The sequence below is a fragment of the Pseudomonas extremaustralis genome (assembly GCF_900102035.1).
Taxonomy (GTDB): domain Bacteria; phylum Pseudomonadota; class Gammaproteobacteria; order Pseudomonadales; family Pseudomonadaceae; genus Aquipseudomonas; species Aquipseudomonas extremaustralis.
Genome location: NZ_LT629689.1, coordinates 5292616 through 5305793, shown reverse-complemented (window position 1 = coordinate 5305793; position 13178 = coordinate 5292616). Strand labels below are relative to the sequence as shown.

General features: G+C 62.3%; 16 protein-coding genes. 12 read left to right on the top strand and 4 right to left on the bottom strand.

Annotation, left to right across the window (positions count from 1 at the left end):
• Positions 1-10: 10 nt before the first annotated feature.
• Positions 11-376, bottom strand: a complete 366-nt coding sequence (gene pilH / locus BLR63_RS24435; protein WP_010564378.1) for a twitching motility response regulator PilH — start codon at positions 374-376, stop codon at positions 11-13.
• Positions 377-422: 46 nt separating this feature from the next.
• Positions 423-830, bottom strand: coding sequence for a twitching motility response regulator PilG (pilG, locus tag BLR63_RS24430; protein WP_010564379.1), 408 nt, complete (start codon positions 828-830; stop codon positions 423-425).
• Between the two features lie 239 nt (positions 831-1069).
• Between pilG and gshB the strand changes: the two genes are divergently transcribed.
• The 7 genes from gshB (at position 1070) to BLR63_RS24395 (ending at position 7090) form a co-directional block, all read left to right on the top strand.
• A complete protein-coding gene (gene gshB, locus BLR63_RS24425; RefSeq protein WP_010564380.1) occupies positions 1070-2023 on the top strand; it encodes a glutathione synthase in 954 nt (317 codons plus the stop codon).
• A gap of 77 nt (positions 2024-2100) precedes the next feature.
• The gene (locus tag BLR63_RS24420; protein WP_010564381.1) at positions 2101-3006 is read left to right on the top strand and encodes an energy transducer TonB; all 906 of its coding nucleotides are present in this window, start codon (positions 2101-2103) and stop codon (positions 3004-3006) included.
• A 186-nt stretch (positions 3007-3192) separates the two neighbouring features.
• Positions 3193-3762 carry a YqgE/AlgH family protein gene (locus BLR63_RS24415; RefSeq protein ID WP_010564382.1) on the top strand — a complete coding sequence of 190 codons (570 nt, stop codon included), beginning with the start codon at positions 3193-3195 and terminating at the stop codon, positions 3760-3762.
• Entirely contained in the window at positions 3762-4199 is a 438-nt protein-coding gene (ruvX, locus tag BLR63_RS24410; RefSeq protein ID WP_005792259.1) for a Holliday junction resolvase RuvX, read from the top strand. The genes BLR63_RS24415 and ruvX overlap by 1 nt, the downstream gene beginning before the upstream one ends.
• 84 nt (positions 4200-4283) lie before the next feature.
• Positions 4284-4790, top strand: coding sequence for a bifunctional pyr operon transcriptional regulator/uracil phosphoribosyltransferase PyrR (gene pyrR / locus BLR63_RS24405; RefSeq protein WP_010564383.1), 507 nt, complete (start codon positions 4284-4286; stop codon positions 4788-4790).
• Positions 4791-4817: 27 nt separating this feature from the next.
• A complete protein-coding gene (locus BLR63_RS24400) occupies positions 4818-5822 on the top strand; it encodes an aspartate carbamoyltransferase catalytic subunit (protein ID WP_010564384.1) in 1005 nt (334 codons plus the stop codon).
• Positions 5819-7090: a dihydroorotase gene (locus BLR63_RS24395; RefSeq protein ID WP_010564385.1), complete on the top strand. Its 1272-nt coding sequence runs from the start codon at positions 5819-5821 to the stop codon at positions 7088-7090. The genes BLR63_RS24400 and BLR63_RS24395 overlap by 4 nt, the downstream gene beginning before the upstream one ends.
• 141 nt (positions 7091-7231) lie before the next feature.
• Here BLR63_RS24395 and BLR63_RS24390 read toward each other — a convergent pair whose 3' ends face one another.
• Positions 7232-7660: an NINE protein gene (locus BLR63_RS24390; RefSeq protein WP_010564386.1), complete on the bottom strand. Its 429-nt coding sequence runs from the start codon at positions 7658-7660 to the stop codon at positions 7232-7234.
• Positions 7661-7910: 250 nt separating this feature from the next.
• Here BLR63_RS24390 and BLR63_RS24385 point away from each other — a divergent pair, with 250 nt between their 5' ends.
• Positions 7911-8546: a C40 family peptidase gene (locus BLR63_RS24385; protein WP_042946680.1), complete on the top strand. Its 636-nt coding sequence runs from the start codon at positions 7911-7913 to the stop codon at positions 8544-8546.
• 78 nt (positions 8547-8624) lie between these two features.
• Here the strand turns inward: BLR63_RS24385 and BLR63_RS24380 are convergent, their stop codons facing one another.
• Positions 8625-9659: a type IV pilus twitching motility protein PilT gene (locus BLR63_RS24380; RefSeq protein ID WP_010564388.1), complete on the bottom strand. Its 1035-nt coding sequence runs from the start codon at positions 9657-9659 to the stop codon at positions 8625-8627.
• 57 nt (positions 9660-9716) lie between these two features.
• On the opposite strand from BLR63_RS24380, the gene BLR63_RS24375 reads away from it, so the two are divergent.
• The 4 genes from BLR63_RS24375 (at position 9717) to metX (ending at position 13177) form a co-directional block, all read left to right on the top strand.
• Positions 9717-10403, top strand: a complete 687-nt coding sequence (locus BLR63_RS24375; protein WP_010564389.1) for a YggS family pyridoxal phosphate-dependent enzyme — start codon at positions 9717-9719, stop codon at positions 10401-10403.
• Positions 10404-10436: 33 nt separating this feature from the next.
• Positions 10437-11255: a pyrroline-5-carboxylate reductase gene (gene proC / locus BLR63_RS24370; protein WP_010564390.1), complete on the top strand. Its 819-nt coding sequence runs from the start codon at positions 10437-10439 to the stop codon at positions 11253-11255.
• Positions 11256-11322: 67 nt separating this feature from the next.
• Positions 11323-11910 (top strand): YggT family protein, encoded by a 588-nt coding sequence (locus BLR63_RS24365; RefSeq protein WP_010564391.1) that lies wholly within the window; start codon positions 11323-11325, stop codon positions 11908-11910.
• A gap of 127 nt (positions 11911-12037) precedes the next feature.
• The gene (gene metX / locus BLR63_RS24360; RefSeq protein ID WP_010564392.1) at positions 12038-13177 is read left to right on the top strand and encodes a homoserine O-succinyltransferase MetX; all 1140 of its coding nucleotides are present in this window, start codon (positions 12038-12040) and stop codon (positions 13175-13177) included.
• Position 13178: the final 1 nt, after the last annotated feature.

Genomic DNA, 13178 nt, shown 5'->3' with positions numbered 1-13178 from the left:
TGGCGTGTCGTCAGCCGGCCAGCACCTTGTTCAGGGTGGCGATCAGGGTCTCTTCGTCCACCGGCTTGGTCAGGTAATCCTTGGCTCCCTGGCGCGCGCCCCAGATCTTGTCGGTCTCCTGATCCTTGGTGGTGATGATGATGATCGGAATCCGATTGGTTTCCGGCTCCTTGGACAACTGGCGCGTGGCCTGGAAGCCATTGAGGCCCGGCATCACGATGTCCATCAGCACCGCATCGGGCTTTTCCTGACGAGCCAGGGCCACACCGTCGGCACCGTTTTCGGCCTTGAGAACCTGATGACCGTGCTTTTCCAGCATGCCGGTCAATTTGTACATTTCGGTCGGCGAATCGTCGACGATCAGAACGCGTGCCATGGTTTTCCCCAGTACATTGGTCGGCGCCAGCCCTTGTGAGGCGGCGTCAGTGTGCTTGTTCTACTGCCGCGAACCCAGGCACGTAGGCCTTGATCGCGCCCAGCAGCTCTTCCTTGCTGAAAGGCTTGGTCAAAAACTGATCGACACCAACGATACGTCCCTTGGCCTTGTCGAACAGCCCGTCCTTGGAGGACAGCATGATCACCGGGATCGACTTGAACGCCGGGTTGTTCTTCACCAGGGCGCAAGTCTGATAGCCATCCAGGCGCGGCATCATGATGTCGACAAAAATAATGTGCGGGTGATGATCCACAATCCTGGCCAGGGCATCGAAACCGTCGATGGCCGTGATGACATCGCAGCCCACGTTCTTCAACAAGGTCTCGGCGGTGCGGCGGATCGTTTTCGAATCATCGATCACCATCACTCTCAAGGCGTTGGAATGCTGTTCCATATCTGCTCTACCATCGCCACAGCGAATCGGTTTTCGGTGTGTACTGCCTGATGCTGCCCAGGATGGGCGCCGCAAGCCTCGGAATTCAAGGGCTGCTGCGCCGTGGCAGTCTTTTTAGCACAGTCTCCGGGCGCAATCTATCGAGCAGCCTGCCAGGTGGTTTTTCCTTGACCCACAACAACCGCAGCGCCACTCTGACGCCACTTTTATGCGCCCTAATTTGCTAGAGGAAATCCCCCATGAGCGTTCGCGTCGGCATTGTCATGGACCCTATTGCCAGCATTTCCTATAAAAAGGACAGTTCGCTGGCCATGCTCCTGGCCGCCCAGGCCCGCGGCTGGAGCCTGTTCTACATGGAGCAGAGCGATCTGTATCAGGGCGACGGCGAAGCCCGCGCACGCATGCGTCCGCTGCAGGTGTTTGCCAACCCTGAGAAGTGGTTCGAATTGCATGACGAAATCGACAGCCCCCTGAGCGATCTGGACGTGATCCTGATGCGCAAGGACCCGCCGTTCAACATGGAATTCGTCTACTCCACCTACCTGTTGGAGCAGGCCGAGCGCGCTGGCGTGTTGATCGTCAACAAGCCGCAGAGCCTGCGCGACTGCAACGAAAAACTCTTCGCCACGCTGTTCCCGCAGTGCACCCCGCCCACCGTGGTCAGTCGTCGCGCCGATGTGCTGCGTGAATTCGCCGCCAAGCACGGCGATGTGATCTTCAAACCGCTGGATGGCATGGGCGGCACGTCGATCTTCCGCCACAGCGCCGGTCACCCGAACCTGTCGGTGATCCTAGAGACCCTGACCGACCTGGGCACCCAGCAGATCATGGGCCAGGCCTATCTGCCGGCAATCAAGGACGGCGACAAGCGCATCCTGATGATCGACGGCGAGCCGGTGGATTACTGCCTGGCGCGTATCCCGGCGGCCGGCGAGACCCGTGGCAACCTGGCGGCCGGTGGTCGTGGCGAGGCACGGCCGTTGTCGGACAAGGATCGCTGGATCGCCTCGCAAGTCGGCCCGACCCTGCGCGAAAAAGGCCTGCTGTTTGTAGGATTGGACGTGATTGGTGAGCACCTCACCGAAATCAACGTCACCAGCCCGACCTGCATTCGTGAGATCGACAATGCCTTTGGCACCAACATTGGCGAAATGCTGATGGCGGCGATTGAGCGCAAGCTGCAAGCCAAGTGATATAGAACAGCCGGACACGCACCAACATTGCGTTATCATGCGCCACCTGTGAAACGCGCGATGTTGGTTTTCTTGTCATGACGCTCCCGTCCGATCTGCCTCCCGAATTGTCCCCAAGCGGCGTGCGCCCGGCTGATCGACTCGGATTTACCCTGTTTCTCGCGGCGCTGATCCACCTGGCACTGCTGCTCGGCGTGGGTTTCACCATGGTGGAGCCCAAGCAGATCACCAAGACCCTGGAAATCACCCTCGCCACGTTCAAGAGCGAAAAGAAGCCCGAGAAGGCCGACTTTCTCGCCCAGGAAAACCAGCAGGGCAGCGGCACTCTCGACAAGAAAGCCGTGCCCAAGACCACCGAAGTGGCGCCGTTCCAGGACAACAAGGTCAATAAGGTCTCCCCGCCGCCGACGCCCAAGCCCGAGGTCAAGCAGGCCACGCCCAAGGCTGCCGTGACCACGGTCGCGCCCAAACCGCAGAAAGCCCCGGCCCAGCGCGAGAAAACCAAGACCGAGCCACAACCCGAGCCGGTCAAGCCGGCGCCGACCTTCGACAGCTCGCAGCTCTCCGACCAGATATCCAGCCTTGAAGCGGAACTGGCCAACGAACAACAGCTGTACGCCAAGCGGCCACGCATCTATCGCCTGAATGCTGCCTCCACCATGCGCGACAAAGGCGCCTGGTATAAGGACGAGTGGCGCAAGAAGGTCGAGCGCATCGGCAACCTCAACTACCCGGACGAAGCCCGCCGCCAACAGATTTATGGCAATTTGCGCTTGTTGGTGTCGATCAACCGTGACGGAACGCTCTATGAAGTGCAGGTGCTGGAGTCTTCCGGCCAACCACTGCTGGACCAGGCCGCCCAGCGCATCGTGCGCCTGGCCGCGCCCTTTGCGCCGTTCAGCGGCGACCTGAACGACGTGGACCGCCTGGAAATCATCCGCACCTGGCGGTTTGCCAAGGGCGATCGCCTGTCCAGCAACTGAAAGCGCCCCCCCTGTAGCAGCGAGCTTGCTCGCGAAAATCGTCAAGGATAATGAAGCGCTCCAGGTAGACCCGCGTCACTCTCAGGTTTTTCGCGAGCAAGCTCGCTCCTACAGAAAAGCCGACAGCGCTGTATTCGGGTCACTCCCAGCTTGTCAGTTCGCCCCTCCAACGCCACACTAGCGGACATGAAAAATGTCAGCCCGACCTACCTCAAGCACCAATTCCTGATCGCCATGCCCCACATGGCCGACCCGAACTTTGCGCAGACCTTGACCTACATCGTCGAGCACACGGCCAATGGTGCCATGGGGCTGGTGGTGAACCGTCCGCAGGAGCTGAACCTGGCCGATATCCTTGAGCAATTGCGCCCGGAAATCGCCCCGCCGGCCCGGTGCCAGGGCGTGCCGATCTACATCGGCGGGCCGGTGCAGACCGATCGCGGTTTCGTACTGCACCCGACCGGGCCGAAATTCCAGGCCACGGTGGACCTCGACGGCGTGTCGCTGTCCACATCCCAGGATGTGCTGTTCGCCATCGCCGACGGTGTCGGCCCCGAACACAGCGTGATCACCCTTGGCTACGCCGGTTGGGAAGCCGGGCAGTTGGAGGCCGAACTGGCCAATAACGCCTGGCTGACCTGCCCCTACGATGCCGATATTTTGTTCAACACCGCCAGCGAACTGCGCCTGGAAGCGGCCGCGGCCAAGCTGCGGGTCAACCTCAGCCTGCTGACCAGCCAGGCGGGGCACGCCTGATGGCCTTGCGTCTGATCCTCGGTTTTGACTACGGCACCAAACAGATCGGCGTCGCTGTCGGCCAGGTCATCACCGGCCAGGCCCGCGAACTGTGCACCTTGAAAGCCCAGAACGGCATACCGGACTGGAACCAGGTCGAAGCCCTGATCAAAGAGTGGAAGCCCGATGCAGTGGTGGTCGGCCTGCCCCTGAACATGGACGGCACCCCCAGCGACATGTGCCTGCGCGCCGAAAAGTTCGCGCGCCGCCTCAACGGCCGCTACAACCTGCCCTTCTATACCCACGACGAGCGCCTGACCACCTTCGAAGCCAAGGGCGAGCGCCGCGACCGTGGCGGGCAGAAAGGCAGCTACCGCGACAATCCCGTGGACGCCATCGCCGCCGCCTTGCTGTTGCAGGGTTGGCTGGATGAAAACACCGCTTTATTTGAATCCTGACTGACGCGGCTTGCCGCGTCTTTTTACGTTTGAGCCCGAACCTTGCCCGCAACCCCTGCTGCGCAAGGCCTTGAAGGAGCCACCATGAGCCTGCCCAATCCCGCCGAACTGATCAGCCAGATGGCGATTCGCCTCAAGGCCCATCTGAAACACCGCGCCATCAGCGAACCGCGCTTCATCGGCATTCGTACCGGTGGCGTGTGGGTGGCCCAGGCGCTGCTGCAGGAGCTGGGCAGCGACTCGCCCCTGGGTACGCTGGATGTGTCCTTCTACCGCGACGACTTCAGCCAGAACGGTCTGCATCCGCAAGTGCGCCCCTCGGCCCTGCCGTTCGAGATCGAAGGCCAGCACCTGGTGCTGATTGACGACGTGCTGATGAGCGGCCGCACCATCCGCGCGGCCCTCAACGAGCTGTTCGACTATGGCCGCCCCGCCAGCGTGACCCTGGTCTGCCTGCTGGACCTGGACGCCGGCGAGCTGCCGATCAGCCCGGATGTGGTCGGCGCGACCCTGTCGCTTTCAGCCCACCAGCGGGTAAAATTGTCCGGTCCCACGCCGCTCGTACTCGAACTGCAAGACCTTGCCCTTTAAACCGCCTTGTAAAGAAGAGTCCCCGCGATGACGCCTCTAGATGCCAAGCGCCCGCTGCAGCTCAATGCTCAGGGCCAACTGCAACACTTCTTGTCCCTCGACGGTTTGCCCCGCGAACTGCTCACCGAAATCCTCGACACTGCCGACTCGTTCCTCGAAGTCGGTGGCCGCGCCGTGAAGAAAGTCCCGCTGCTGCGCGGCAAGACCATCTGCAATGTATTCTTCGAGAACTCCACGCGCACCCGCACCACCTTCGAACTGGCGGCCCAGCGGTTGTCAGCCGACGTGATCACGCTGAACGTGTCCACTTCGTCGGCGAGCAAGGGCGAAACCCTGCTCGACACCCTGCGCAACCTTGAAGCGATGGCCGCCGACATGTTCGTGGTGCGCCACGGCGACTCCGGCGCCGCGCACTTCATCGCCGAGCACGTGTGCCCGCAAGTGGCGATCATCAACGGTGGCGACGGCCGTCACGCCCACCCGACCCAGGGCATGCTCGACATGCTCACCATCCGTCGGCACAAGGGCAGCTTTGAAAAACTCTCGGTGGCCATCGTCGGCGACATCCTGCATTCGCGGGTGGCGCGCTCGAACATGCTGGCCCTGAAAACCCTGGGTTGCCCGGACATTCGCGTGATCGCGCCGAAAACCCTGCTGCCCATCGGCATCGAGCAGTACGGCGTGAAGGTCTACACCGACATGACCGAAGGCCTCAAGGATGTGGACGTGGTGATCATGCTGCGCCTGCAACGCGAACGGATGTCCGGCGGCCTGTTGCCGAGCGAAGGCGAGTTCTATCGCCTGTTCGGCCTGACCACCACGCGCCTGGCCGGCGCCAAGCCGGATGCCATCGTGATGCACCCAGGGCCGATCAACCGAGGGGTGGAGATCGAGTCGGCGGTGGCCGACGGCAGCCAATCGGTGATTCTCAACCAGGTGACCTACGGCATCGCCGTGCGCATGGCCGTATTGTCCATGGCCATGAGCGGGCAAACCGCGCAACGTCAATTCGAGCAGGAGAAGGCCCAGTGAAGCTCAGCATTCTCGGCGCCCGCGTCATCGATCCGGCCAGTGGCCTGGATCAAGTCACCGATCTGCATCTGGAAGCCGGCAAGATCATCGCCATCGGCGCCGCCCCCGCAGGCTTCAACGCCAGCGAAACCATCGACGCCAAAGGCCTGGTGGCCGCGCCTGGCCTGGTGGACCTGAACGTCGCCCTGCGCGAGCCGGGTTACAGCCGCAAAGGCAACATCACCAGCGAAACCCGCGCCGCCGCCGCCGGTGGCGTCACCAGCCTGTGCTGCCCGCCCCATACCAAGCCGGTGCTGGACACCTCGGCCGTGGCCGAGCTGATCCTCGACCGCGCCCGCGAAGCCGGCAATTGCAAAGTGTTCCCTATCGGCGCCCTGAGCAAAGGCCTGGACGGCGAACAACTGGCCGAGCTGATCGCCCTGCGCGATGCCGGCTGCGTGGCCTTCGGCAACGGCCTGGAGGGTTTCCGCAGCACCCGCACCCTGTGCCGCGCGCTGGAATACGCCGCCACCTTCGATTTGACGGTGATCTTCCACTCCCAGGACCGCGACCTGGCCGACGGCGGCCTGGCCCATGAAGGCGCCGTTGCCAGCTTCCTCGGCCTGCCGGGCATCCCGGAGACCGCCGAAACCGTGGCCCTGGCCCGCGACCTGCTGCTGGTGGAACAAAGCGGCGTGCGCGCGCACTTCAGCCAACTGACCAGCGCCCGTGGCGTTGCCCTGATCGCCCAGGCCCAGGCCCGGGGTTTGCCGGTGACGGCCGACGTGGCGTTGTATCAGTTGCTGCTGACCGACGAGGCGCTGATCGACTTCTCCAGCCTGTATCACGTCCAACCGCCGCTGCGGACCCGTGCCGACCGCGACGGTTTGCGTGCAGCGGTGAAATCCGGCGTGGTCGCGGCGATTTCCAGCCACCACCAACCCCACGAGCGTGATGCCAAGCTGGCCCCGTTTGGCGCGACCGAGCCGGGCATCAGCAGCGTCGAGCTGTTGCTGCCGCTGGCGATGACCTTGGTGGAGGATGGCTTGCTGGACCTGCCGACACTGCTGGCGCGCCTGAGCGCCGGCCCGGCCGAAGCCTTGCGCTTGCCGGCGGGTAAGTTGGCGGTGGGGGCGGCAGCGGACCTGGTGCTGTTCGACCCGGCCGGCACCACCGTTGCCGGTGAAACCTGGCTGTCCAAGGGCGAAAACTGCCCGTTCATCGGCCATAGCCTGCCGGCGAGCGTGCGCTACACCCTGGTGGACGGACGCATCAGCTACCAGGCCTGATACAAGTCGGGAGTGAGCACAGTCAATGTGGGAGGGGGCTTGCCCCCGATAGCAGTGGGTCAGCTACAGATAAGCCGACTGGTCCACCGCCATCGGGGGCAAGCCCCCTCCCACATTTGCTTGTCTGTATGGCTGAGAGATTCAGCGCCCGCCTCTTAGCTCGGCATTGCGGATCGAAATCTGCGTATTCAACGTCCAGAAGTCATACAGCACCCCCACCAGGAACAAACCGCCGGTCAGCAGGTAGATCAGGCCGGTGATCCATTTGCCCTGGTACATGCGGTGCACGCCGAACACCCCCAGGAACGCCAGCAGGATCCACGCCACGTTGTATTCGATGGGGCCGGCGGTAAAACGCAGGTCCGCTTCACGGTCCATGACCGGGATGAGGAACAGGTCGATCAGCCAGCCGATACCCAGCAGGCCGAAGGTGAAAAACCAGATCGTGCCGGTCACGGGTTTGCCGTAATAGAAGCGATGGGCGCCGGTAAAACCGAAAATCCACAGCAGGTAACCGATCACCTTGCTGTGGGTGTCTTGCTGCGAACCAGTCTGCTGATAGGTGTTCATCGCGTACCTCTTTTGCCTCGATAGATAAATTTTTTCATTTTCTTTGTGACTTTTTTACGAGCGCCCGACGTACGGCAAATGGTATCTTCCCTCCCCTGAAAGCCTTATGCCACCTGACTTGTGCAGGACAATTGCGGCGATTCGTCGCGTATTTCCTGAGTTTGACCCCAAGGTTCAGTCGACAAACGGCCTGAGAACGACACAAAAAGCTGTTATAAAGTTGCGCGCAAACCCATAAGAGCCACGCCTAATGCGACCATTTTTCAAGACATGGCTAACCATTTGCCTACTAATGCCACTGGCCGCCCACGCCACCAATCGTGAGCAACGACTTCCGAGCGTCAACGGTTTCACCCCTAAAGTCCACAGCACGCCAAGCACCGCCAAAACGGCAAAGCCGACCGTCAGCCGCCCGACTCACCTGAGCAAGGCCCACGGTAAAGCCACCCCAGGCTTGATGGCAGCCAACACCAAACAAAGCAGCACCGTCCTTAGCCGCGCCGTCAACGTGCTCGGCACTCCTTATCGTTGGGGCGGCAGCAGCCCAAGTAAAGGGTTCGATTGCAGCGGCTTGGTGAAATACGCGTTTAACAACGTATCGGCCGTGGATTTGCCGCGTACATCCAATGCCATGGCCGCCGGCCACGGGCAGAAGGTTGCGCGCAAGGACCTGAAACCGGGCGACCTGCTGTTCTTCAAGCTCAAGAGCCACCAGGTCAACCACGTAGCCATCTACCTGGGCAACGACCGCTTTATCCACGCACCGCGTCGTGGCAAGGCCGTCAGCATTGATACGCTGAAAAAGCCGTTCTGGGACAAGAACTACGTGATCGCCAAGCGGGTCCTGCCCAAAGACCACAACAACCTGCGGATCGTTCAGCGCTGATCCAGCGCTGACGCACGCTACAAAATGTGGGCAGGGGGCTCCCCCCTCCCACATTTGATGTTCATCCCCCGCCAGACCTCATATATCCCCAGGCACCCTCGCCTTCTCCATTGCATCCTCCCGGCTGATCAGCCCCGCGCCGACCAACGCCTTCAAGCTCATATCCAACGTCTTCATCCCCAGCGCCCCACCGGTCTGGATTGCCGAAACGATCTGCGCCACCTTGTCTTCGCGGATCAGATTGCGAATGGCCGGCGTGCCCAGCATGATTTCGTGAGCCGCCACCCGCCCGCCGCCGACCTTCTTGACCAGCACCTGTGACACCACCGCCTGCAGCGACTCCGACAGCATCGTGCGGACCATGGCCTTTTCCGCAGCCGGGAACACGTCTACCAGCCGGTCTACGGTCTTTGCCGCCGATGTGGTGTGCAGAGTGCCAAATACCAGATGACCGGTCTCAGCGGCCGTCAGCGCCAGGCGGATGGTCTCCAGGTCGCGCAACTCGCCCACCAGGATCACATCCGGGTCTTCCCGCAGCGCCGAGCGCAGGGCGGTGGAAAAACTATGGGTGTCGCGGTGCACCTGGCGCTGGTTGATCAGCGCGGTTTTCGGCGTGTGGATAAATTCGATGGGGTCTTCCAGCGTGAGGATGTGCTGGCGTCGGTGCCGGTTGAGGTCGTCGATCATCGCCGCCAGGGTCGTGGACTTGCCGGAGCCGGTCGGCCCGGTCACCAGCACCAGGCCACGGGGTAAACGGGCGATACGCTGGAACACGTCGCCCAGACCGAGGTCTTCCAGGCTCTGTATCTGCGTCGGTATGGTGCGAAACACCGCTCCCATGCCGCGATCCTGCTGAAACACATTCGCCCGGAAGCGCGCCACGCCGGGCAGCTCGAAGGAAAAATCCGTTTCGAGAGATGTTTCGAAATCCTTTTGTTGGTGCCTGTTGAGCAAAGGGCTCAATAAATCCGCCACTTGCGGGGGTGAAAGTACCGGCCCATCCAGCGGCCAGACCTCGCCATCCACCCGCAGCATCGGCGCCACACCGGCTGACACGTGCAGGTCGGAGGCGCCACGGCGCACGCTGGCCATGAGCAATTCAGTGATATCCATAGGGCTTTCCATTTCCAGTAGAATGCCGCGGACTCCATATCCACGGGCGCATCTTGAATGTCGACGATAGCAGACAACATCGGTCAGGTTAGCCAGCGCATCCGCGCCGCAGCCGACGCCGTGCAACGTGACGCAAACAGCATCCACCTGCTGGCCGTGAGCAAGACCAAACCCGCACAAGCCCTGCGCGAAGCCTATGCCGCCGGTCTGCGTGACTTTGGCGAGAACTACCTGCAAGAAGCCCTGGGCAAACAGGCCGAATTAGCCGACCTGCCCTTGAGTTGGCACTTCATCGGCCCCATTCAATCGAACAAGACTCGCGCGATCGCCGAGAACTTCGCTTGGGTGCATTCCGTGGATCGTCTGAAAATTGCACAACGCCTGTCCGAACAACGCCCGGCCGACCTGCCGCCGCTGAACATCTGCATCCAGGTCAATGTCAGTGGCGAAGCCAGCAAGTCCGGTTGCACACCCGCCGACCTGCCGGCCCTGGCCCGTGCCATCAGCGCCCTGCCGCGCCTGAAGCTGCGCGGCCTGATGGCGATTCCCGAGCCGACCGAAGATCGGACCGAACAAGACGCAGCGTTCGCCGCCGTGCGCGACCTGCAAGCCAGCTTGAACCTGCCGCTCGACACACTTTCCATGGGCATGAGCCACGACCTCGAATCCGCCATCGCCCAGGGTGCCACCTGGGTGCGGATCGGTACCGCGTTGTTTGGCGCCCGCGACTACGGCCAGCCGTGAAATGGCTGACTTCCCACTGAATAAGGACCTGTCATGAGCAACACGCGTATTGCCTTTATCGGCGCCGGTAACATGGCGGCCAGCCTGATCGGCGGCCTGCGGGCCAAGGGCCTGGACGCCACGCAGATCCGCGCCAGCGACCCGGGCGCCGACACCCGTGCCCGCGTCAGTGCCGAACACGGCATCGAAACCTTCGCCGATAACGCCGAGGCCATCCAGGGCGTCGACGTGATCGTGCTGGCGGTGAAGCCCCAAGCCATGAAGGCCGTGTGCGAAAGCCTGTGCCCGAGCCTGCAACCGCACCAACTGGTGGTGTCCATCGCCGCCGGCATCACCTGCGCCAGCATGAAGAACTGGCTCGGCGCGCAACCGATCGTGCGTTGCATGCCCAACACCCCGGCGCTGCTGCGTCAGGGCGTGAGTGGCCTGTATGCCACCGCCGAAGTGAGCGCCGAACAGCGTGACCAGGCCCAGCAACTGCTATCCGCCGTGGGCATTGCCCTGTGGCTGGAGCAGGAGCAGCAGCTGGACGCGGTCACCGCCGTATCCGGCAGCGGCCCGGCGTATTTCTTCCTGCTGATCGAAGCCATGACCGCCGCCGGCGTGAAACTGGGCCTGAGCCGCGATATCGCCGAGCAACTGGCCGAGCAGACCGCACTGGGCGCGGCGAAAATGGCCGTCGCAAGCGACGTGGACGCCGCCGAATTGCGCCGCCGTGTGACTTCCCCTGGCGGCACCACCCAGGCGGCTATCGAATCGTTCCAGGCCGGGGGCTTCGAAGCCCTGGTGGAAAAAGCACTGGGGGCCGCAGCCCATCGTTCTGCCGAGATGGCCGAACAGCTGGGCAAATAGTCGTTCCCGACTGCAACGGGACTCGACGCAACTGGACTAGACGCACTGGACTAGATAGGAACCAAACATGCTCGGAATCAATGACGCCGCCATCTTCATCATCCAGACCCTGGGCAGCCTGTACCTGCTGATCGTGCTGATGCGTTTTATCCTGCAACTGGTGCGGGCGAACTTCTATAACCCGCTGTGCCAGTTCGTGGTCAAGGCCACCCAACCGCTGCTCAAGCCGCTGCGCCGGGTGATCCCGAGCCTGTTCGGCCTGGACATGTCGTCGCTGGTGCTGGCGCTGCTGCTGCAGATCCTGCTATTCGTGGTGATCCTGATGCTCAACGGCTACCAGGCCTTCACCTTGCTGCTGTTGCCTTGGGCGCTGATCGGCATCTTCTCGCTGTTTTTGAAGATCATCTTCTGGTCGATGATCATCAGCGTGATCCTCTCCTGGGTCGCACCCGGCAGCCGCAGCCCCGGCGCAGAACTGGTCTACCAGATCACCGAGCCGGTGCTGGCGCCGTTCCGTCGTCTGATCCCCAACCTGGGCGGCCTGGATATCTCGCCGATCTTCGCGTTCATCGCGATCCAACTGGTGCAAAGCTGGGTGATCCCGCGCCTGGCGTTCTATGCCTTCATGCCCAAGGAACTGTTTGGCCTGATCTGAAATACGCTAAAAAAATGTGGGAGGGGGCTTGCTCCCACATTTTGTATCTGTGCGCGGGTAGGCCTTCGCTTGCCGCTGGGGTCCCCGCTCTTTAGACTTACGCCTCATTTAAACGAGAGCAGGGTCGATGCCATCTGCCTTTCCCCCCGATTCTGTCGGACTGGTCGTGCCCCAAGTGGCGCACTTCAGCGAACCGCTGGCCCTGGCCTGCGGCCGTTCGCTGCCCGCCTACGACCTGATCTATGAAACCTACGGTCAACTGAACGCCACGGCGAGCAATGCCGTGCTGATCTGCCACGCCCTGTCCGGCCATCATCACGCGGCGGGCTTTCACAGCGTTGACGAGCGCAAGCCCGGCTGGTGGGACAGTTGCATCGGCCCCGGCAAACCCATCGATACCAACAAGTTCTTCGTGGTCAGCCTGAACAACCTCGGCGGTTGCAATGGCTCCACCGGCCCCAGCAGCCTCAATCCGGAAACCGGCAAGCCCTTCGGTGCCGACTTCCCGGTGCTGACCGTGGAAGACTGGGTGCACAGCCAGGCGCGCCTGGCCGACCGCCTGGGCATCGCGCAATGGGCCGCCGTGATCGGCGGCAGCCTGGGCGGCATGCAGGCGTTGCAGTGGACCATCACCTATCCCGATCGCGTGCGTCACTGCCTGGCCATCGCCTCGGCACCCAAGCTGTCGGCGCAGAACATCGCCTTCAACGAAGTGGCGCGCCAGGCAATCCTGACCGATCCGGACTTCCACGGCGGTTCGTTCCTGGAAGCAGGCGTGATCCCCAAGCGCGGCCTGATGCTGGCGCGGATGGTCGGGCACATCACTTATCTGTCCGATGACTCCATGGGCGAGAAATTCGGCCGTGGCCTCAAGAGCGAGAAACTCAACTACGACTTCCACAGCGTCGAGTTCCAGGTGGAAAGCTACCTGCGCTATCAGGGCGAGGAGTTCTCCGGGCGTTTCGACGCCAACACCTACCTGCTGATGACCAAGGCACTGGACTACTTCGACCCGGCAGCGAGTTATAACGACGACCTGGCGAAAACCTTCGAGGGCGCCAAGGCCAAGTTCTGCGTGATGTCGTTCACCACCGACTGGCGCTTCTCGCCGGCCCGCTCCCGTGAGCTGGTGGATGCGCTGATGGCGGCCCGCAAAGACGTGTGCTACCTGGAGATCGATGCACCGCAAGGCCACGACGCCTTCCTGATTCCGATCCCGCGCTATCTGCAGGCCTTCAGCAACTACATGAACCGAATCGCACTGTGAG

Bases quoted from the DNA above. Each gene is read 5' to 3' on its own strand.
- pilH (WP_010564378.1), bottom strand. From the start codon at position 376: ATGGCACGCGTTCTGATCGTCGACGATTCGCCGACCGAAATGTACAAA.
- BLR63_RS24385 (WP_042946680.1), top strand. From the start codon at position 7,911: ATGCGACCATTTTTCAAGACATGGCTAACCATTTGCCTACTAATGCCA.
- BLR63_RS24375 (WP_010564389.1), top strand. From the start codon at position 9,717: ATGTCGACGATAGCAGACAACATCGGTCAGGTTAGCCAGCGCATCCGC.
- BLR63_RS24380 (WP_010564388.1), bottom strand. From the start codon at position 9,659: ATGGATATCACTGAATTGCTCATGGCCAGCGTGCGCCGTGGCGCCTCC.
- ruvX (WP_005792259.1), top strand. From the start codon at position 3,762: ATGGCCTTGCGTCTGATCCTCGGTTTTGACTACGGCACCAAACAGATC.
- metX (WP_010564392.1), top strand. From the start codon at position 12,038: ATGCCATCTGCCTTTCCCCCCGATTCTGTCGGACTGGTCGTGCCCCAA.
- BLR63_RS24390 (WP_010564386.1), bottom strand. From the start codon at position 7,660: ATGAACACCTATCAGCAGACTGGTTCGCAGCAAGACACCCACAGCAAG.
- BLR63_RS24400 (WP_010564384.1), top strand. From the start codon at position 4,818: ATGACGCCTCTAGATGCCAAGCGCCCGCTGCAGCTCAATGCTCAGGGC.
- BLR63_RS24415 (WP_010564382.1), top strand. From the start codon at position 3,193: ATGAAAAATGTCAGCCCGACCTACCTCAAGCACCAATTCCTGATCGCC.
- BLR63_RS24420 (WP_010564381.1), top strand. From the start codon at position 2,101: ATGACGCTCCCGTCCGATCTGCCTCCCGAATTGTCCCCAAGCGGCGTG.
- BLR63_RS24365 (WP_010564391.1), top strand. From the start codon at position 11,323: ATGCTCGGAATCAATGACGCCGCCATCTTCATCATCCAGACCCTGGGC.
- pilG (WP_010564379.1), bottom strand. From the start codon at position 830: ATGGAACAGCATTCCAACGCCTTGAGAGTGATGGTGATCGATGATTCG.
- pyrR (WP_010564383.1), top strand. From the start codon at position 4,284: ATGAGCCTGCCCAATCCCGCCGAACTGATCAGCCAGATGGCGATTCGC.
- proC (WP_010564390.1), top strand. From the start codon at position 10,437: ATGAGCAACACGCGTATTGCCTTTATCGGCGCCGGTAACATGGCGGCC.
- gshB (WP_010564380.1), top strand. From the start codon at position 1,070: ATGAGCGTTCGCGTCGGCATTGTCATGGACCCTATTGCCAGCATTTCC.